Genomic DNA, 20647 nt, shown 5'->3' on the forward strand with positions numbered 1-20647 from the left:
GGGTGACCCCTGCCGCTTAGGCACCACTTGGCGTCCGCTTAATACCCCGCCGGGCCGCTCCCCCCTGGCTGGTCAGCGGTCCGGTGGGGGCGCCGGGCGGTGCGGGCCGCTTAGCGCGTCGTTAGCCGGGCTTAAGCCCGCTCCCCGAGCCTGACAGCGCTTGGCAGCCATCGGCCCACATTCCTCTTGCATCAGTGAAAGGCCACCGCATGACGGAGAGCGCGCGTCCCCTGCTCGGACTGGCAGCGAAGATCGCTGAGACCTTCGGGCCCGACCTGCCCATCCTCGACCTCTACGGGCCGGACGGCTCCCGGCTCTACGACAAAATGATGAGCAACGACCGGGCCGAGATCGCCGACTTCCTGGAGATCGCCGGCCGGCACCGCGGCACGGTGCTGGAGCTGGCCGCCGGCAACGGCCGCACCACGCTGCCGTTCCTGGAGGACGGTTACACCGTCACCGGCCTGGACGCCTCCGCGGACATGCTGGAGCGCCTCACCGACAAGCTCAAGCAGCCGCAGTGGTCGCAGTACGCCGGCCAACTCGACACCGTGCACAGCGACATGAGCGACTTCGACCTCGGACGCACCTTCGACCTGGTGGTGCTCGGCATGGGCACCGTCTGGATGCTGGACGAGGAGCAGCGGGCCGGGCTGTTCCGCTCGGTGCGCAAGCACCTCAACGAGGACGGCCGGTTCCTGCTGACCCTGCCGGAGCACCCGGACCTGGAGGACAGCGACCAGGCCGTGGAGCAGCGGCACGCGTATGTCGCCCACGACGGGACGGCCCCGGCGTTCTGCTCCCTGATCGAGTACTTCGACCCCCAGCAGAAGCTGCGGCTGATGAGCATCCTCGCCCAGCGGGTCGAGAACGGCGCGGTGACCAGGACGGTGCTGTACGCGCACTGGAACCACCTGGTGTCGGCGACCATGCTGGAGAAGGAGATCGCGCAGGCCGGGATGCGCGTCATCGACCGTCGTGACGTGCAGGAGACCCGGGTGACCAAGGCGGTCGACACCAACCGGCACCGCTGGATGTTCGAGGTCGGCATCTGACCGGTACCGCCCGCGGTACCGGGGCCGCACGCCCCTCGGCGCCCGTCGCACCCGCGGCGGGCGCCGCCCTGTTTCCCGATGCCACCACACGACGTCGCCAACTCGACGAGGAGAGCGGATATGACCCGGTTCGGTGATCACCTCTACGTGGCCGGCGGGCGGTGCGCCTCGGACGGCACCGCCCGGCTGACGGTCGTCAACCCCGCCACGGAGCAGCCGCTCGGGCGGGCCGCGGAGGGGACGGCGGGTGATGTGGACCGGGCGGTGACCGCTGCGCGGGCGGCGTTGCCCGACTGGTCGGGCCGGCCGGGTGAGGAGCGGGCGGCGCTGATGGAGGCGCTGGCCGAGCTGGTCACCGGCCGGGCGGAGGAGATCGCCGCCCTGGTGACCGCCGAGAACGGCATGCCGCTTGCCTTCTCGGCCCGCTTCAATCCGCAGGCGCTCGCGCATCAGCTGCGCTACTTCGCCGGCCTGGCGCGTACCACCCCGGTCGAGAGCCGTCGTACCGGTCACGCCGGTTCCGTGCTGGTGCGGCGGGAGGCGGCCGGTGTGGCGGGGTTGGTGGTGCCGTGGAACTATCCGCTGGCGCTCATCGGCATGAAGCTGGGTCCCGCGCTGGCGGCCGGTTGCACCGTCGTCCTCAAGCCGGCCCCGGAGACGCCGTTCGACGCGCTGCTCCTGGCCGAGCTGGCTTCCGAGGCGGGGCTGCCGCCGGGGGTGTTCAACGTGGTCACCGGCGGCGCGGCGACCGGGCGGGCGCTCGTCGCCCATCCGGGGGTCGGGAAGGTCGCCTTCACCGGTTCCACCGCGGCCGGGCGGGCGATCGCGAAGGCGTGCGCGGAGCGGCTGGTGCCGGTCACCCTGGAGCTGGGCGGCAAGTCGGCGGCGGTGGTGCTGGCCGACGCCGATCCGGCTGCGGTCGCCGCGGGGCTGGGGTTCCTGGGGTTCGCCAACGCCGGGCAGTCGTGTTACCTCAACTCCCGGGTGCTGGTGCCGCGTCGGCGGTACGCGGAGTTCACCGAGGTGCTGCGGGGCGTGGCCGAGGGGTTCCGGCTGGGCGATCCGACGGCGCCGGAGACCACGATGGGCCCGCTGGTGACGGCTCGTCAGCGCGAGCGGGTGGCGGCCCGGGTGGAAGAGGCGGTCGCCGAGGGGGCACGGCTGGTGACCGGTGGCCGCCCGCCGAAGGAGCAGCCGACCGGCTGGTTCTACGAGCCCACGGTGCTGGCGGGGGTCACCCCGGACATGGCGGTCTTCCGGGAGGAGGTCTTCGGTCCGGTGGTGGCGGTGGTGCCGTACGACGGGGAGGACGAGGCGGTGGCGCTGGCCAACGACAGCCGCTACGGACTCGCCGGCAGCGTGTGGACCGCCGACCCCGAGCACGGGCTGGAGCTGGCGCGGCGCGTCGAGACCGGCAGCATCGGCGTCAACGGCTGGGCGATGGACACCGTGGCGCCGTTCGGCGGGCGCAAGGACAGCGGTCTGGGGTACGAGAACGGGCCGGAGGGGCTGGACGCGTACGTGCGGCTGAAGTCGGTCGTCCTGCCCGGCTGAACCAGGCGGCCGGACCACCGAGGGCGCCGCCCCTCCTCGTCGCCGGGGAGGGGCGGCGCCGTGGTGTGCGCGGTCAGCGGGTGAGTTCCTCCGGGTGCTCCAGGGCCGCCTTGAGGTCCTGGAGGAAGTCCACCGCGTCCTTGCCGTTGACGACCCGGTGGTCGTAGGCGAGTCCGAGGTTGACGGTGTCGCGGGCGCGGAACCCGTCACCGTCCGGGACCACCTCGGGCCGGACGCCGGACAGCGCCAGCGCGCAGGTCTGCCCGGGGAAGATCATGGGGATCGCGTGCACGATGTCGGGGGCGTTGTGCAGGGTGACGCCGATGGTGGCGCCGGACAGCTCCGACTCGCGGAACCGGCCGCGCACCGCGGTGCGCCGGAACGCGGTCGTCACCTCGACGAGTTCGGCGAAGGAGAGTTGGTCGGCGTCCTTGACCACCGGGACGTTGAGTCCCTTGCCGACGTCGATGGTGACGCCGATGTGCGGCCGTTCCTCGATCCGCACCGTGTGTTCGCCGGTCAGCCGGGCGAAGCACAGCGGGTGCGCGGCGTGCAGCCGGGCGACGGCCGCGATCAGCAGCTCGGGCAGGCCCAGCAGCCGGCCGAGCGCGGTGGTCTGCCGGGCCACCTCGGCCTTGGCCGGGCCGGCGTCGACGGCGATGACGGTGTAGGCGGCCGGGATCTCCGCGTGCGAGCGGCTCACGGTGCGGGCCACCGCCTGCTGGGGGACGGGCAGTTGGCGTGTGTCGGCGCTGTCCTGTTCGGGGGCGAGCCGTTCGACGTCCGCGCGCTTGACGATCTTCACGTCCAGTTCGCGCAGCCGGGCCGGGTCGATGCCGAGTTGGTCCATCAGCTCCCGGGCCGGGGCGGTGACCACCGGCCCGGGGTCCTCGGCGGCGGCCTCGGTGACGGCGTTCGGCCGTGCCGGGGGCTCCTCGCGCGGGGCGCCGGGCTCGACCACCCGCGCGATGACCTCCCCCGGCGCGCAGGCGTCACCCACCGCGAGTAGTCTGCGCAGGACGCCCTCGGCCCCGCTCACCAGCTCCTCGACGGCCTTGGAGGTCTCCACCTCGGCCACCGGCTGGTCGGGCTTGACCGGCTCGTCCTCGTCGACCAGCCAGGCCACCAGCTGGTAGCCGGTGTCGTTGTTGTTGAGTTTGGGCACGCGGATGTCAGCCACGAAGCGTCTCCACGACGGTCTCGCAGATGGTGCCGGCCTGGAGGAGCACCTGTTCCTCCAGGTGGCCGGCGGTGGGGATGATGCTGTCGGCCGAGTGGATCAGCGTGACCGGATGGCGCAGCCGGCCCCACAGCGCCTGGTGCACCTGCTGCGCCACCTGGTGGCCCCAGGTGCCGCCGGCCGTGCTCTCCTCGGCGACGAAGACGCTTCCGGCGCCACGCAGCAGCGGCAGCAACGGCTCCAGGTCGAAGGGGTACAGCCGGGCCGGGACCAGGATCTGGACGCTGATCTCGTGCTCCAGCAGCAGGCGGCGGGCGGCCTGGAGGGCGCGGTCGGTGACGCCGCCGGGGGCGATCAGCACGCAGTCGCAGGCGTCCGGGTCGTCGACGACGTGGACCCGGGCCACGCCGTCGGCCGGGAAGTCGTAGGAGAACAGGTCGTCCACCGTGCCGTTCTCGAACATCGGCCGGGTGTAGAGCACCTTGTCCTCGAAGAGGAGCGCGGGTTCGGCCCGTTCGACGATCGAGGTGAGCAGGGCGCCGTTGTCGTGGAACGGCGAGACCTCGTAGACCGACAGGCCGGGTACGCCGATGAAGTGTTTCTGCGGGGACTGGCTGTGGGTGGGGCCGTAGCCGCGCCGGCCGCCCGACGGGCAGCGCACCACCAGCGGCATCGGCAGTCTGCGGCCGTACATCGTCAGCGACTTGCTGGCGAAGTTGACCAGTTGGTCGAAGGCGAGCGCCACGAAGTCGGCGAACATGATCTCGACGACGGCCGGGCTGCCGGTGAGTGCCAGTCCGGCGCCGACGCCGACGATGCCGCCCTCGCTGAGCGGGGTGGTGAGCACCCGGTCGGGGAAGGCGGTGGACAGCCCCCGGGTGACCTTGAACGCCCCGCCGTAGGGGTCGATCACGTCCTCGCCGAGGAGGTAGGCGGCCGGGTCGTCGGCCAGGAACGACCGCAGTGCGTGGTTGAGGTTGTCGGCTACTCTCATCGTTCCGTCCGTTCCGTCCGTTCCGTCCAGACGGCCGGCGGCAGTTCCCGCACCTCGGCCGAGACCTGTGCGACCAGTGCCCGGGTCCGCTCGTCCCAGGCCGCGAACCGCTCCGGGAACGCGGCCCGGTAGCGGGGGTACCAGTCGTGCTGCCGGGCCCGTTCGATCTCCTCGGGGCGGCGGGTGTCGTCGCCCTTGCTGTGCGGGCCGACGCGATGGGTGACGAACTCCACGACGAGCGGGCGGTGTTCGGCGCGGACCCGGGCGATGGCCGGGCCGAGCCGGTCCCGGATCGCGGCCACGTCGACGGTGTCGACCCGCTGGTGGTCGATGCCGAAGGCACGGGCCCGGTCGGCGATGGTGCCCGCCATCTCCATCGCGGTGGGCGTCGACTGGGCGATGCCGTTGTTCTCGACCACCACCAGCAGCGGCAGCCGCCACAGCGCCGCCATGTTGAGCGCCTCGTAGACGGCGCCTTCCCCCCAGGTGCCGTCGCCGATGTGCACGCACGCGAGGCGGCCGGGTTCGGTGTGCTTCAGGCGCAGCGCGACACCGGCCGCGACCGGCAGGCTCTGCCCCTGCACCCCGGTGGACAGGTAGCGTCCGCGCAGGATGTGCTGGCTGCCGCCGACCCCGTCGCAGACCGCGCCCTGGCGTCCCATGATTTCGGCGAGCAGGCCGCGCGGGTCGTCGTAGCGGGCCAGGTAGTGGCCGTGGCCGCGATGGTTGCTGAAGACGAAGTCGTCCGGGCCGATCAGGGTGCGCAGCGCCACGGGGACGTATTCCTGCCCGAGGCAGGTGTGGGTGGTGCCGTTGAGGAGTCCGGCGCCGAAGAGGCGCAGCAGTTCCTTCTCGAAGTGCCGGACGGTCAGCAGCAGCCGCAGGTCGTCGTCCTCGGGCGGGGTGAGGTCGGCCGGGTGGGCCTCGGGGGCGAGGACGGGGGCGGTCACCGTGCCTCCTGCGGCTGGGCGGCCAGTACGGCCTCGGCGACCTGGCGGGCGGTGGGCCGTTGGAGGAAGAGCTCCAGCGGGACCTCGGCGCCGTACCCCTCCTCGATGGCCACCGCGATCTTGATGATGGTCATCGACTCGCCGCCGAGGTCGGGCAGGGCGTCGTCCGGTCCGGCGCCGTCGAAGTCCAGCGCCTGCCGGAAGATACCGAGCAGGTGCTCGGTCACCGTCTCCAGGGCCGGCGTCTGTTGTGTTGTCATCGTTCCTCCGCTCCACCGACGGGCAGCTCGACGGCGTACCCGGCCTTGATCCACTTGCTGGCTTCCACGCTGATGCCGATGGCCCGCTCCCCCGGCACCATGTCCGGCAGGATCTGCTCCAGTTGGAAGAACGGGATGGCGTTGACGGTGTTGCCGATCTCCTCGACCCGGCTGATCTCCTCGGCGCCGGGGACGGCGAGGTGGTCCAGGACGCGGCGGGTCATCTTCCCGGAGAGCTGCGGCGGGAGGATGTAGTCCAGCTCCTCCTTCTTCCAGTCGAGGTCGTCGAGGAGGTCCTGCAGGGCCTCGGCGGCCATGCCGGGTGCGGACGCCTCGATGGCCTTGAAGTCCTCCGAGACCGGTTCGCCCGGGTCGCCGCGGTCGGCGGTGCCGTACCAGCGCACCGTCTGCCCCGGCTCGCGCCCGCGGCCCTGGAGGCGGGTGAAGACCCGCCGCAGCACGGGGGCCTGCGGGCGCGGCTCGGTGGTGAGGACGGCGGCGCCGCTGCCGTCGCCGAACAGCATGATGTTGACCTGCATGTTGGGGGACATCCCGGCGAGGTCCATGGCGAGGTCGAGGTGTTTGGCGCAGGTGTCGCCGCCGATCACCAAGGCGGTGCGGTGCCGGCCGGTGGTGAGCATCTGGCAGGCCACGTCGAGGGCCTGGAGGGCGCCGGTGCAGCCGGACTGGAGCTGGTAGGTGGGGACCCCGTCGATGCCGAGCCGGTCGGCGACGATGTTGACGGTGGCGGGCATCAGGGTGTCGGGGGTGGCGGAGGCCATCACGACGAGGTCGATGTCGCCGCCGTCCACCCCGGCGGCGTCGAGGGCCTTGCGGCCGGCGGCGGTGCCGAGGTCGGCGAGGGACTGGCGGACCGATCCGGTCTCCAGGTCGACGCAGAAGTGGCGGCTGCGGGTGCCGACGAACACGTCGATCCACTGCTCCCACACGGCCGGCAGCCGGAAGCCGCGGATGAGGGCCGCGTTGTCGACGGGGTCGCCGGGGAGCGCGGTCCCCACGGAGGCGATGCGTATGACGGGCGATGGCATGCGTGTCCTGTCCTTTGTGAGAGGTCCGGGCGGTGCGGGACGCACGGGTCAGTGGCCGACGCCGTCGTCCAGTTCTTCGTCCAGCAGCTCGAAGAGTTCCTCGTCGGAGGCGGGTTCGAAGATGTCGTCGGCCGGCCGCGGGTCGTCGGTGCGGCCGGTGAGCGCGAGCCTGGTGGTCACCTCGCGCAGCCGCTGGTCCAGCAGGCGGAGGGTGCGTTCGTCGGTGACGGTGCGGACGAGTTCGTCGAGCTGGTCGAGGACGGCCAGCCGGCGGTCCTCCTCGTCGGGCAGCAGCTTGCCGAGCAGGTAGGCCGCGATCGCCCGCACGGTGGGGTGGTCGAACGCCAGGGTGCTGGGCAGTTGGAGGCCGGTGGCCGCGCTGAGCCGGTTGCGCAGTTCGACGGCGGTCAGCGAGTCGAAGCCGAGGTCGACGAGGGGGAGGCCGACGTCGATGGCGTCGGCGTCGCGGTGGCCGAGTACGGCGGCGACGTCGGCCCGCAGCAGCGCCTCGAACTCGTCCTTGCGGGACTCCTCGGGCAGCGCGCGCACCCGGTCGGCCAGGGACGGGCCGTCCGCCGCGGTGGTCGCCGGCCGGCCCGCGGGGCGGGACGTGGCCGCCGGTACGAGGCCGGAGAGGATGGGTGGTACGGCCGACGGGTCGGCGGCGGCCTGGTTGCGCAGGGCGGTCAGGTCCAACCGGGCCGGCACCAGCACCGGCTCGTCCGTCCCCAACGCCCGGTCCAGCAACGCCAGACCCTCATCCGCCGACAACGCCGCGATCCCCCAACGCCCCATCCGCGCCACATCAGCCCGCGACAAATGCCCCGTCATCCCCGACGCATCAGCCCACAAACCCCACGCCAACGACACCCCCGCAAGCCCCGCCCCACGACGCGACACCGCCAACCCGTCCAAAAACGCGTTCGCCGCCGCGTAATTCCCCTGACCCCCCGTACCCAACACACCAGCCACCGACGAGAACAACACAAACGCCGACAACCCCGCACCACGCGTCAACTCATGCAAATGCCACGCCCCATCCACCTTCGGACGCAACACCGACACCAACCGCTCCGGCGTCAACCCCTCCACCGTCACATCATCCAAAACACCCGCCAGATGAAACACCGCACTCAACGGATGCTCCACCCCAACCCCCGCCAACAACCCCTCCACCGACCCACGATCAGCCACATCACACACCACCGACCGCACATCCACCGCACCCAACCCACGCAACTCCTCAGCCAACCCCTCCGCACCCGACCGAGAAGCCAACACCAACCGCCGCACCCCGTACCGCACCACCAACCGACGAGCCACCAACCCCGCCAACAACCCCCCAGCACCCGTCACCAACACCGTCCCCGAACCATCCCAACCCGCAACACCACCCGCAGACCCGGACGCCCCGGCCACCCGCGTCAGACGAGGAACCCACACCCCGCCATCACGCCACACCACCTCACCCTCACCACACCCCAACAACCCATCCCAGCCGGCCCCGTCCGGCTCCCCCTCCTCCACACACACCAACCCGAAACGACCCGGATGCTCCGACACCACCGAACGCATCAACCCCCGAGCCGCACCCACCTCCGGCCCCGACCCCCGCACCACCACAACACACCGACCAACCCCACCCCCACGCAACCACCCCTGCACCACCGACAACACCCGCGAAGCCGCCCCCAACGCCCCCGCAGCACCCACCCCCACCTCACCCAGCTCCACCACAGAACCCACACCACCCACACCCACACCCGAAACCCCCACCCGAACCCACTCGGTCCGCAGCAATGAGCCCTGCTCGCGTCCCGCGGCCAGCCGGTCGGGGTCGACGGCGCGCAGGGTCAGCGCGTCGACGGTGAGCAGGGGACAGCCGTCCGGGTCGGTCAGGAGGACCCGCACCGCGCCGTCCGCGTCGGGGGTCAGCCGGACCCGGGCGGCGGATCCGAGGGGGGCGTGGGCGCGTACGGACCGCCAGGAGAACGGCACCCTCACCCGGCCGTCCTGGGCCGGGTCCGCTTCCAGGGCCAGCAGGTGGAGTGCGCTGTCGAGCAGCGCGGCCGGTTCGGTGCCGTTGACGGACACCTCGGCGTACAGTTCCTCGCCGGTCCGCCAGGCCGCCCGCAGGCCGCGGAAGCCGGGGCCGTAGGCGTAGCCGCGTTCGGCGAGCCGCTGGTAGGCGTCCTCCACCGCGATCGGGGTGGCGTCCGCCGGGGGCCAGGCGGTCGGGGTGTCCTCGGGGCGGTCGGCGTCGGTGCCGAGCGTGCCGGTGGCGTTGAGCGTCCAGGGCGCGTCGGCGTCGGCGGCGTCCGGCCGGGAGTGGATGGTGATGGGGCGCCGTCCGGTGTCGTCGGCGGCGCCGACGTGCACCTGGACGCGTACGGCCGCGTCGGCCGGGACCACCAGCGGGGCCTGGGAGACCAGTTCGGCGAGGGTCGGGCAGCCGACCCACTCGCCGGCCCGCAGCGCGGCTTCCACCAGCGCGGCGCCGGGCACCAGCACGGTGCCGTCGATGACGTGGTCGGCCAGCCAGCCGTGGGTCGCGGTTGCGATGCGGCCGGTGAACAGCGTGCACGAGCCGTCGGCCAGCTCCACCGCGGCGCCCAGCAGCGAGTCGGGCACCGCCTCCAGACCCAGTCCGGCCGCGTCGGAGGGGGTGGGCTGCGGGGCGAGCCAGTAGCGCTCGCCCTGGAAGACGTAGGTGGGAAGTTCGGCCCGGCGGGCGTCGGGGAAGAGCGACGCGGGCCATCCGGTGGTGCCGGAGACGGCCAGTGCCGCGTAGAAGGTGTCGGTCTCCGGACGGTCACGGCGCAGCAGCGGCTGGACGGGGGTTTCCGGCTCCGTCCGGTCGTCGAGGCATTCGCGTGCCATGGGGGTGAGCGCCGCGTCGGGTCCGAGTTCCAGGCAGCCGTCGACACCGAGTTCGCGCAGGGTGCGCATGCCGTGGTGGAAGAGGACCGGGCGGCGGATGTGCTCGGCCCAGTAGTCGGGCGAGCACAGTTCGGCGTCGGTGGCGAGTTCGCCGGTGGCGTCGGAGACGACCGGGATGCGCGGCGGTGCATAGGCGGCCTGGGCCGCCACCGTGCGGAACTCCTCGGCGGCTTCGGCCATGTGCGGGGAGTGGAAGGCGTGGCTGGTGCGCAGCCGTACGGTGCTCCGGCCGCGGGCGCGCCACTGCTCGGCCAGTTGCTCGGCGGCCTGTTCGTCGCCGGCGACGACGGTGGCGCGCGGCCCGTTGACGGCCGCGATGGTGAGCTGTCCGGCGAGTCCGTCGAGGGTGTCGCGGACCTCCTCCTCGGTCGCCCGGATGGAGATCATCGCGCCGCCGGAGGGTGCCGCCTGCATGATCCGGCCCCGGGCCGCGACCAGGGCGCAGGCGTCGGAGAGTCCCAGGACGCCGGCGACATGGGCCGCGGTCAGCGCGCCGATGGAGTGGCCGAGCAGGTAGTGCGGCCGGACCCCGTGGGCTTCGAGCAGCCGGAACAGCGCGGTTTCGACGGCGAACAGGACGGGTTGGGTGTAGCGGGTCTCGGCCAGCAGGGCGGGGTCGTCGCCGGTCAGCAGTTCGTGCAGGGGCCGGTCGAGGTGGTCGGCGAAGTGCGCGCCGATGTCGGCCAGTGCGGAGGCGTAGGCGGGGAAGGCACGTGCCAGTTCCTGGCCGGCCCGGACCCGCTGGCTGCCCTGTCCGCTGAAGAGGGCGGCGAGCTTGCCGGCCGGGCGGGCCCGGTGGCGCAGCACGTCGGGGTGGTCCTGGCCGGCCGCGAGGGCGGTGAGGCTGGCCAGGAACCCCTCACGGTCCCCGGCGACGACCAGTGCGCGGTCGTCCAGCCAGGTGCGGGTGGTGGCGAGGGAGTGGCCGATGTCGTCGGGACGCAGTGCGGGGCGGGCCGAGACGAAGTCGCGCAGGCGGGCGGCCTGGGCGCGCAGCGCCTTCTCACCCTGGCCGGTGACGAGCCACGGCAGGCGGTGCGCCGGGGGTTCGGGACGCTCGGCGGGGGCGGCGGCCGGTTCGGTGTCCTGCGCCTGTTCGAGGATGATGTGGGCGTTGGTGCCGCTGATGCCGAAGGAGGAGATCCCGACCCGGCGCGGTCGCCCGGCGTCGGGCCAGGGGCGGGCCTGGTCGAGCAGGCGTACCGTCCCGTCCGACCAGTCCACCTCGGGTGACGGCCGGCCGGCGTGGAGGGTGGCGGGGAGTTCGCCGGCGCGCATGGCCATCGTCATCTTGATGACGCCGGCGATCCCGGCGGCGGCCTGGGTGTGCCCGATGTTGGACTTGACCGATCCCAGCCACAGCGGGGTGCCGGCCGGCCGTCCGGTGCCGTAGGCGGTCTGGAGGGCGCGGGCCTCGATGGGGTCGCCGAGGCGGGTGCCGGTGCCGTGGGCTTCGACGGCGTCGACGTCCCCGGGGCGCAGCCCGGCGGCGTCCAGGGCCTCGCGCACCACGCGTACCTGGGCGGCGCCGTTGGGCGCGGTGAGCCCGTTGCTCGCCCCGTCCTGGTTGACGGCGCTGCCGCGCAGTACGGCGAGGACCGGGTGGCCGTTGCGCCGGGCGTCGGAGAGGCGTTCGACGAGCAGCAGCCCGGCGCCCTCGGAGAATCCGGTGCCGTCGGCGTCGGCGGAGAACGACTTGCAGCGTCCGTCGGCGGACAGTCCGCGCTGGCGGCTGAACTCGATGAAGGTGGCGGGGGTGGACATCACGGTGACGCCGCCGGCGAGGGCCATCGTGCACTCGCCCGCGAGCAGCGCCTGCCGGGCCAGGTGGAGGGCGACCAGCGAGGACGAGCAGGCGGTGTCGACGGAGACGGCCGGGCCCTGGAGGCCGAAGGTGTAGGCGATGCGGCCGGAGGCGACGCTGCCGTAACTCCCGTTGCGCAGGTAGCCTTCGAGTTCCTTGGGGGCGGTCTGCAGGCGGGATCCGTAGTCGCCGTACATGACGCCGGTGAAGACCCCGACGCGGCTGCCGCCGAGGGAGCGCGGATCGAGGCCGGCCCGCTCGAACGCCTCCCAGGCCACCTCCAGCAGGAGCCGCTGCTGCGGGTCGGTGGCCAGGGCCTCGCGGGGGCTGATGCCGAAGAACGCGGCGTCGAAGTCACCGGCGTCGTGGAGGAAGCCTCCGTGCCGGGTGTAGACCTTGCCGGTGGCCTGCGGGTCCGGGTCGTAGAGCGTGTCGAGGTCCCATCCCCGGTCGCCGGGGAAGTCGCCGACGGCGTCGGTGCCTTCGTGGACGAGCCGCCACAGGTCCTCGGGTGAGCGGACGCCACCGGGGTATCGGCAGCCGATGGCGACGATGGCGATCGGCTCGTCCGGGTCGGCGGCCGGCGCCGGAGTGGCGGGGGCGGCCGGCTGGGTGGCGTGCTGTGCGCCGCGCAGTTGTCCGGCGAGGTGACCGACGAGCGCCTCGGGGGTCGGGTGGTCGAAGACGAGGGTGCTGGGGAGGCGCAGCCCGGTGGCGGCCGTGAGCTGGTTGCGGAACTCGACGGCGACCAGGGAGTCGAAGCCGAGGTCCTTGAACGGGCGGCCGGCGGGGACGTGTTCGCCCTTGCCGTGGCCGAGGACGGCGGCGACCCGGGCGTCGACGAGTTCACGCAGGGCGGCGTCGAGTTCCTCACCGTTCAGGCCGGCCAGGCGCTGGGCCCAGGTGCGGCTCTCGGCCGGGGTGCCGGGACGGTTGCGGCGGGCCGGTGTCGTGACGACGGAGCGGAAGACCGGGGGCAGGGTGCCGGCGGCGGCCTGGTTGCGCAGGGCGGTCAGGTCCAACCGGGCCGGCACCAGCACCGGTTCGTCCGTCCCCAACGCCCGGTCCAGCAACGCCAGACCCTCATCCGCCGACAACGCCGCGATCCCCCAACGCCCCATCCGCGCCACATCAGCCCGCGACAAATGCCCCGTCATCCCCGACGCATCAGCCCACAAACCCCACGCCAACGACACCCCCGCAAGCCCCGCCCCACGACGCGACACCGCCAACCCGTCCAAAAACGCGTTCGCCGCCGCGTAATTCCCCTGACCCCCCGTACCCAACACACCAGCCACCGACGAGAACAACACAAACGCCGACAACCCCGCACCACGCGTCAACTCATGCAAATGCCACGCCCCATCCACCTTCGGACGCAACACCGACACCAACCGCTCCGGCGTCAACCCCTCCACCGTCACATCATCCAAAACACCCGCCAGATGAAACACCGCACTCAACGGATGCTCCACCCCAACCCCCGCCAACAACCCCTCCACCGACCCACGATCAGCCACATCACACACCACCGACCGCACATCCACCGCACCCAACCCACGCAACTCCTCAGCCAACCCCTCCGCACCCGACCGAGAAGCCAACACCAACCGCCGCACCCCGTACCGCACCACCAACCGACGAGCCACCAACCCCGCCAACAACCCCCCAGCACCCGTCACCAACACCGTCCCCGAACCATCCCAACCCGCAACACCACCCGCAGACCCGGACGCCCCGGCCACCCGCGTCAGACGAGGAACCCACACCCCGCCATCACGCCACACCACCTCACCCTCACCACACCCCAACAACCCATCCCAGCCGGCCCCGTCCGGCTCCCCCTCCTCCACACACACCAACCCGAAACGACCCGGATGCTCCGACACCACCGAACGCATCAACCCCCGAGCCGCACCCACCTCCGGCCCCGACCCCCGCACCACCACAACACACCGACCAACCCCACCCCCACGCAACCACCCCTGCACCACCGACAACACCCGCGAAGCCGCCCCCAACGCCCCCGCAGCACCCACCCCCACCTCACCCAGCTCCACCACAGAACCCACACCACCCACACCCACACCCGAAACCCCCACCCGAACCCACTCGGGGCGGAAGAGACCGGCGCCGGCCGCGGGGTCGGCCTTGGCCAGCTGGGACACCGGGACCGGACGGAGCGTCAGCGCGTCCACCGAGAGCACCACGGTGCCCTCGGCGTCCACCGCCGTCATCGCCACCGCGCCGTTGCCGGCCGGGACGATCCGCACCCGCAGCTCCGTCGCCCCGGCCCGGTGCAGCCGGACGCCGGACCAGCTGAACGGCAGCCGCGGTTCGGCCGCGTGGCCGCCCTCGCCGAGCACGACGGCGTGGAGCACCGAGTCGAGCAGCGCGGGGTGAACCTCGAAGCGCTCGACGTCGGCCGGCTCGGGCAGCCGTACCTCGGCGTGGACCTCCTCGCCGGCCGTCCACATCGCCCGCAGCCCCTGGAAGGCGGGGCCGTACTCGTAGCCGGCCTCCTCCAGCCGCTGGTAGTGGCCCGACAGGTCGACCGCGACGGTTCCGGGCGGCGGCCACGCGGCGGCGGAGGCGGTCCCGGCGAGCGCGACGGACTCGACGGCCAGCACGCCGACGGCGTGTTCGGTCCAGTCCGCCGCCTCGTCGCCGGCCGCGCCGGTCCGGGCGTGCACGCGGATGTCGCGCCGCCCCGACTCGTCCGGGGCGGCCACCGTCGCCTGGATCTCCATGGTCGCCCCGGCCGGGATCACCAGCGGGGCCTGGATCGTCAGCTCCTCCAGGTATGCGCAGCCGACCACCGTTCCGGCGCGCAGCGCGAGGTCGACGAAGGCGGTGCCGGGCAGCAGCACCGTGCCGGCCACGGCGTGGTCGGGCAGCCACGGCTGCGCGTCGGCGGACAGCCGTCCGGTGAACACCATGCCGCCGTCCACGGCCAGTTCGGTGCCGGTGGTCAGCAGCGGGTGGCCGTCGGCGGCCCCGGTCGGGGCGGCCGTCGCGGACAGCCAGTAGCCGCGCCGCTGGAAGCGGTAGGTCGGCAGGTCGGCCGCGTCCGTCGGAAAGCCCGCGTAGACGCCGGCCCAGTCGACCTCGGCGCCGTGCACGTGTGCTTGGGCCAGGGAGGCGACGAAGCGGTCGAGGCCGCCGTGGTCGCGCAGCAGGGAGGGGACGACCGCCGCGCCGGCCGGGGCGTCCGCGGTCTGTTCGATGCCGTCCTGGAGGGCGGCGGTGAGCACCGGGTGGGGGCTGCTCTCGATGAAGATCCGGTGCCCGTCGGCGAGCAGCAGCCGCACCGTCTCCGCGAAGCGCACAGTTTCCCGCAGGTTGCGGTACCAGTACTCGGTGTCCAGCGCCTCGGTCTCCAGCTTCCCGGCGGTGACGGTGGAGTAGAACGCGATGCGGGCGGGGCGGGGCCGCACCCCGTCCAGGACGTCGAGCAGTTCCGCGCGGAGCGTCTCGACGTGCGGCGAGTGGGAGGCGTAGTCGACGGGGATGCGGCGGGCCCGCACGTCGTCCGCGGCGCACCGCGCCATCAGCTCGTCCAGCGCTTCGGGGTCGCCGGAGACCACGGTGGCGGTGGGCCCGTTGACGACGGCGACGTCCACCCGGCCGTGGTGCGGGAGGATGAGTTCGCGGGCGCGTTCCTCGTCGACGCCGAGGGAGACCATGCCGCCGCTTCCGGCGAGCGAACGCAGCACCCGGCTGCGCAGCGCGACGATCCGTGCCGCGTCCTGGAGCGACAGCGCGCCGGCCACGCAGGCGGCGGCGATCTCGCCCTGGGAGTGGCCGATCACCGCGTCCGGTTCGACACCACTGGCCCGCCACAGCTCCGCCAGCGAGACCATGACGGCGAAGAGCGCGGGCTGCACGACGTCGACCCGGTCCAGGCCGGGGGCGTCCGGCGCGCCGCGGACCACGTCCAGCAGCGACCAGTCGACGTACGGCGCGAGGGCGTCGGCGCACTCGGCCATCCGCCGCGCGAAGGCCGGCGAGGCGGTGAGGAGTCCGGCGGCCATGCCCGCCCACTGCGAGCCCTGGCCGGGGAAGACGAAAACGGTCCGGCCGCCGGGCAGTGCGGTGCCGAGCACCACGTCCGAGGAGGGCTCGCCGTCGGCGAGCGCGCGCAGTCCGGCGCGCAGCCCCGGCAGGTCGGGGGCGGTGACGGCGGCGCGGTGTTCGAGTGCGGCGCGGCCGACGGCGAGGACGGCGGCGGCCCGGTCCGGGTCGACGTCCTCCACCGTGCTGAGCGCCTGGGCCTGGGCGCGCAGGGCCTCGGGGGTGTGCCCGGAGACCAGCCAGGTCCGCTTCCCGCCGGTGGGGGTGGCCTCGTCGCGGGAGGGCGCGGGGGCGGGGGGTGCCTCCTCCAGGATCAGGTGCGCGTTGGTGCCGCTGATCCCGAACGACGACAGCCCGGCCCGGCGCGGCCGGTCGCCGCGCGGCCAGGGGCGGGCCTCGGTCAGCAGCCGGACGGCCCCGCTCGCCCAGTCGACGTGCGGGGTGGGCTCGTCCACGTTCGCGGTGACCGGCAGCCTCCCGGCGCGCAGCGCCTCCACCAGCTTGATGAGCCCGGCGACACCGGCGGCGGCCTGGGTGTGTCCGATGTTGGCCTTCAACGAGCCGAGCCACAGCGGCAGTTCGGGGTCGCGGCCGGTGCCGTAGGTCGCCAGCAGCGCCTCGGCCTCGATGGGGTCGCCGAGGGTGGTGCCGGTGCCGTGCGCCTCGACCGCGTCGACGTCCTCGGGGCGCAGTCCGGCGGCGGCCAGGGCCCGGCGGACGACGCGTTCCTGGGAGGGGCCGTTGGGGGCGGTGAGTCCGTTGCTGGCACCGTCCTGGTTGACCGCGCTGCCGCGCAGCACGGCGAGTACCCGGTGGCCGTGGCGGTGGGCGTCGGAGAGGCGTTCCAGCACCACCATGCCGGCGCCCTCGCCCCAGGCGGTGCCGTCGGCGGCGGCGGCGAACGGCTTGCAGCGCCCGTCGGGGGAGAGTCCGCGCTGGCGGCTGAACTCGATGAACATCCCCGGGCTCGCCATGATCGCGGCGCCGCCGGCCAGGGCGAGCGAGCACTCGCCCCGGGAGAGCGCCTGCCCGGCCAGGTGGAGGGCGACCAGCGAGGACGAGCAGGCGGTGTCGACGGTGACGGCCGGGCCTTCGAGGCCGAGGGTGTAGGCGATGCGGCCGGAGGCGACGCTGACGGAGCTGCCGGTCAGCAGGTAGCCCTCGTGGCCGGCGGCGGGCTCGTGCATCCGCGGCCCGTAGTCCTGCGCCATGGCGCCGACGAAGACACCGACCGGGGTGCCGCGCAGCGCCGACGGGTCGAGGCCGGCGCGTTCCAGTGCCTCCCAGGAGACTTCGAGCAGGATCCGCTGCTGCGGGTCCATGGCGGCGGCCTCGCGCGGGCTGATGCCGAAGAACTGCGGGTCGAACTGGTCGGCGTCGTGCAGGAATCCGCCGTGCCGGACGTAGGAGTGGCCGGGGCGGCCCGACTCGGGGTCGTAGAGCGCCTCCAGGTCCCATCCCCGGTTCGTCGGGAACTCGGAGATGGCGTCGGCACCGCTGTCCACCAGCCGCCACAGTTCCTCGGGGCTGGTGACGCCGCCGGGGAAGCGGCAGCCCATGCCGACGACGGCGATCGGGTCGTCGGCGGCCACCAGGACGCCGGGGGCCGGGTGGGCCGGTTCCGCGTCCGCCGCCTCGTCGAGCAGGGACGCGAGGCGCTGGGCCAGGGCGCGGGGGGTGGGGTGGTTGTAGATGGCGGCGGCCGGCAGCGGCAGGCCGGTGGTGGCGGTCAGCCGGTCACGGAGTTCGACGCCGCCCAGGGAGTCGAACCCCAGCTCCTTGAAGGAGAGTTCGGCGTCGAGTCCGTCCGGGGTGGCGTGGCCGAGGACGAGGGCGCTCTCGGTGCGGACGACGTCGAGGAGGAAGCGCTCCCGTTCGGCGGGGGTACGGGTGGCCAGCTCACCGCGGAGCCGTGCGGTGGGCTCCGGGGCGGCGGTCCGCCGGGTGGTGGCCTCCTGCGTGGCGGTCTCCTGGACGGCGGGCTCCCCCGGGACGGCGGCCGTGCCCGCCGCGTCCAGCCAGTACCGCTGCCGCTGGAAGGCGTACGTCGGCAGCGCAGTCCGCACGGCGCCCCGCGCGTCGAAGTGGGCCCGCCAGTCGATCTCCGCGCCGCCCAGCGCCAGCCCGGCCAGCGCTCGGGTGAGGGTCTCCGCCTCCGGGCGCCCCTCCCGCAGCGCCGGGAAGACCCGCCCGCCGCCGTCCAGTTCGGCCAGGGTCCCGCGTACCGGCCCGGCGAGCACCGGCTTGGGCCCGACCTCCAGGTAGCCGCGCGCACCGAGCCCGTGCAGCGTGCGCACCACGTCGGCGAAGCGCACCGCGTGGCGGACGTGGCCGGCCCAGTAAGCGGGGTCGCACGCCTCCTCGTCGGTGAGGAGCCGGCCGGTGACGTCCGAGACGACCGGGATGCGCGGCGCGTGGAGTGTCAGCCCCGCGACGACCTCGCGGAACGCGGGCAGCATGGGCTCCATCAGGGGCGAGTGGAAGGCGTGGCTGACCGGCAGCGTCCGGGTACGGCGGCCCTGGGCGCGGAAGTGCGCGGCGACCGCCTCGACGGCTTCCCACTCGCCGGAGACGACGACGGCACGCGGTCCGTTGACGGCGGCGACGTCCGCCCGCCGGTCGTCGGCGATCCGGGCACGCGCCTCGTCCTCGTCGGCCTCGACGGCCACCATGGCACCGCCCTCGGGCAGGGCGTCCATGAGCCGTCCGCGCGCGGCGACCAGCGCCACCGCGTCCGCGAGCGGGAAGACCCCGGCGACGTGGGCCGCGCTCAGCCCACCGATGGAGTGCCCGGCCAGGTAGTCCGGCCGCAGCCCCCACGCCTGAAGGGTCCGGAAGAGCGCCACCTCGACGGCGAAGAGGGCGGGCTGCTGGTATCGGGTACGGTCCAGCAGCGCGGCCTCGGCGCTGCCCGGCGCGGCGAGGACCAACTCGCGCAGCGGGCGGTCGAGATGGGCGTCGAAGGCCGCGCAGATCTCGTCGAAGGCGCTCGCGTACCGCGGGACGTGGCGGTGGAGTTCGCCGCCCATCCCGGCGTACTGGCTGCCCTGGCCGGCCATCAGCAGCGCGACGGGGAACGCCGCCTCCGCGCGGTCGGTGAGCACCAGGGGGGACGGCGTGCCCTGTGCCAGGGACGCGAGGCCGTCCAGCAACGCCGCGCGGTCCGTGGCGACGACCGCGGCGCGGTGGCTGTGCGGCGTCCGGTCGAGCGCGAGGGAGCGGCCCACGTCGTCGGGGTGGACCCGCGGGTCGGCGGTGACGCGCTCGTGCAGCCGGGCGGCCTGGGCCCGCAGCGCGTCGTCGCCGCGGCCGGAGACCAGCCACGTCACCGGGGCGTCGTCCGGTCGCCGCCGCGTGGCGGGCGCGGTGGTGGCGTCGGGCGCCTCGGCGAGGACCACGTGGGCGTTGGTGCCGCCCATGCCGAACGACGACACGCCGGCGACCAGCGGCTGGTCGGGGCGGGGCCAGGGCGTGAGGTCGCACTGCACCCGCAGGTTCAGTTCGTCCAGCGGGATGCGGGGGTTGGGGGTTTCGAAGTTGAGGCTGGGCGGCAGTTCGCGGTGGTGGATGGCGAGCACCGCCTTCAGCAGTCCGGCGATGCCGGCCGCGCCCTCCAGGTGTCCCAGGTTGGTCTTGGCGGAGCCGACCAGCAGCGGCGCGTCCGCTCCCCGTTCCCGGCCGAGCGCGGCGCCCAGCGAGGCGGCCTCGATCGGGTCGCCCACCGGGGTCCCGGTGCCGTGCAGTTCGACGTACTGGACGTCGGCGGGGGCGGTACGGGCCCGGCGCAGCGCGGCACGGACGACGTCGCGCTGGGCGTCGGCGCTGGGGACGGTGAGGCCGGGGGTGCCGCCGTCGTGGTTGACGGCGGAGGCGCGCAGCACGCAGTAGACGCGGTCGCCGTCGGCGAGGGCGCGGCGCAGCGGCTTGAGGACGACCAGGCCGGCGCCCTCGCCCCGGGCGTAGCCGTTGGCGCGGGCGTCGAAGGTGTGGCAGCGGCCGTCCGGGGAGAGCGCGCCGAACTTGGTGGCGACGACGGTCCCTTCGGGCAGCAGGTTGAGTTGTACGCCGCCGGCCAGGGCGAGGTCGGCCTCACCGGAGCGCAGGGCGGCTGCGGCCAGGTGGACCGCGACCAGCGAGGAGGACTGGGCGGTGTCGACGGTCAGGCTGGGCCCGCGCAGGCCGAGGGTGTAGGAGAGGCGGTTGGCGATCAGGCCCCGGTGCAGGCCGGTGGCGGTGTGGCGCTGGATGGCGGCGGCACCGAGGCGGTGCTGGAGGACGGCGTAGTCGTCGGTGACGGCGCCGATGAAGACACCGGTGCGGGTGGCGTGCAGCGCGTCCGGACGGATCGCGGCGTCCTCCAGGGCCTCCCAGCCGAGTTCGAGGACGAGCCGCTGCTGGGGGTCCATGGCGGCGGCCTCGCGCGGGGAGACGCCGAAGAAGCCGGCGTCGAAGGCGTCCACCCGGTCGAGGAAGCCGCCGCGCCGGGTGACGGCCTTCCCGGGCGCGTCGGGCGACGGGTCGTGGAGCGCGGCGGCGTCCCAGCGGTCGGCGGGGACCTCCCCGGTCGCGTCGGTGCCGGTGCGCAGCAGGGTCCAGTAGGCCCGCGGGTCCGGGGCGTGGGGCAGGCGGCAGGCCAGGCCCACCACCGCGATCTCGTCGCCGTCGGCCGGCCGCTCGTCCGTGGCCTGAGAGGTGGGCTGGTCCGCCATCGTCCGCCGTTGCCTTTCTGTTCCGTCTGGCTTGCTGTGAGCTGTTGTCACCGTGCCGTGCGGTATGCGCCGGCCGGT

The 20647-nt window shown here is 73.7% G+C and carries 8 protein-coding genes; 2 read left to right on the top strand and 6 right to left on the bottom strand.

The window, feature by feature from the left end; genetic code table 11:
* Nucleotides 1-209 precede the first annotated feature (209 nt).
* Nucleotides 210-1055, top strand: a complete 846-nt coding sequence (gene mpaM, locus SCATT_RS28620) for a daptide-type RiPP biosynthesis methyltransferase (RefSeq protein ID WP_014151929.1) — start codon at nucleotides 210-212, stop codon at nucleotides 1053-1055.
* 120 nt (nucleotides 1056-1175) lie between these two features.
* Complete coding sequence (locus SCATT_RS28625) at nucleotides 1176-2609, top strand: aldehyde dehydrogenase (protein WP_014151928.1); 1434 nt, start codon at nucleotides 1176-1178, stop codon at nucleotides 2607-2609.
* 73 nt (nucleotides 2610-2682) lie between these two features.
* On the opposite strand, the gene SCATT_RS28630 is transcribed toward SCATT_RS28625, so the two are convergent.
* The 6 genes from SCATT_RS28630 to SCATT_RS28655 are packed head-to-tail and all read right to left on the bottom strand — an operon-like array spanning nucleotide 2683 to nucleotide 20569.
* Nucleotides 2683-3789: a 2-oxo acid dehydrogenase subunit E2 gene (locus tag SCATT_RS28630; protein ID WP_014151927.1), complete on the bottom strand. Its 1107-nt coding sequence runs from the start codon at nucleotides 3787-3789 to the stop codon at nucleotides 2683-2685.
* Entirely contained in the window at nucleotides 3782-4783 is a 1002-nt protein-coding gene (locus SCATT_RS28635; RefSeq protein ID WP_014151926.1) for an alpha-ketoacid dehydrogenase subunit beta, read from the bottom strand. The genes SCATT_RS28630 and SCATT_RS28635 overlap by 8 nt, the downstream gene beginning before the upstream one ends.
* The gene (locus SCATT_RS28640; protein WP_014151925.1) at nucleotides 4780-5733 is read right to left on the bottom strand and encodes a thiamine pyrophosphate-dependent dehydrogenase E1 component subunit alpha; all 954 of its coding nucleotides are present in this window, start codon (nucleotides 5731-5733) and stop codon (nucleotides 4780-4782) included. Before SCATT_RS28640 ends, SCATT_RS28635 begins: the two co-directional genes overlap by 4 nt.
* Nucleotides 5730-5993, bottom strand: coding sequence for an acyl carrier protein (locus tag SCATT_RS28645; RefSeq protein ID WP_014151924.1), 264 nt, complete (start codon nucleotides 5991-5993; stop codon nucleotides 5730-5732). Before SCATT_RS28645 ends, SCATT_RS28640 begins: the two co-directional genes overlap by 4 nt.
* The gene (locus tag SCATT_RS28650; protein ID WP_014151923.1) at nucleotides 5990-7042 is read right to left on the bottom strand and encodes a 3-oxoacyl-ACP synthase III family protein; all 1053 of its coding nucleotides are present in this window, start codon (nucleotides 7040-7042) and stop codon (nucleotides 5990-5992) included. The genes SCATT_RS28645 and SCATT_RS28650 overlap by 4 nt, the downstream gene beginning before the upstream one ends.
* A 48-nt stretch (nucleotides 7043-7090) precedes the next feature.
* Nucleotides 7091-20569 (bottom strand): type I polyketide synthase, encoded by a 13479-nt coding sequence (locus SCATT_RS28655; RefSeq protein WP_014151922.1) that lies wholly within the window; start codon nucleotides 20567-20569, stop codon nucleotides 7091-7093.
* Nucleotides 20570-20647: the final 78 nt, after the last annotated feature.

Origin of the sequence: Streptantibioticus cattleyicolor NRRL 8057 = DSM 46488 (genome assembly GCF_000240165.1) — a bacterium.
Classification (GTDB): Bacteria; Actinomycetota; Actinomycetes; order Streptomycetales; family Streptomycetaceae; genus Streptantibioticus; species Streptantibioticus cattleyicolor.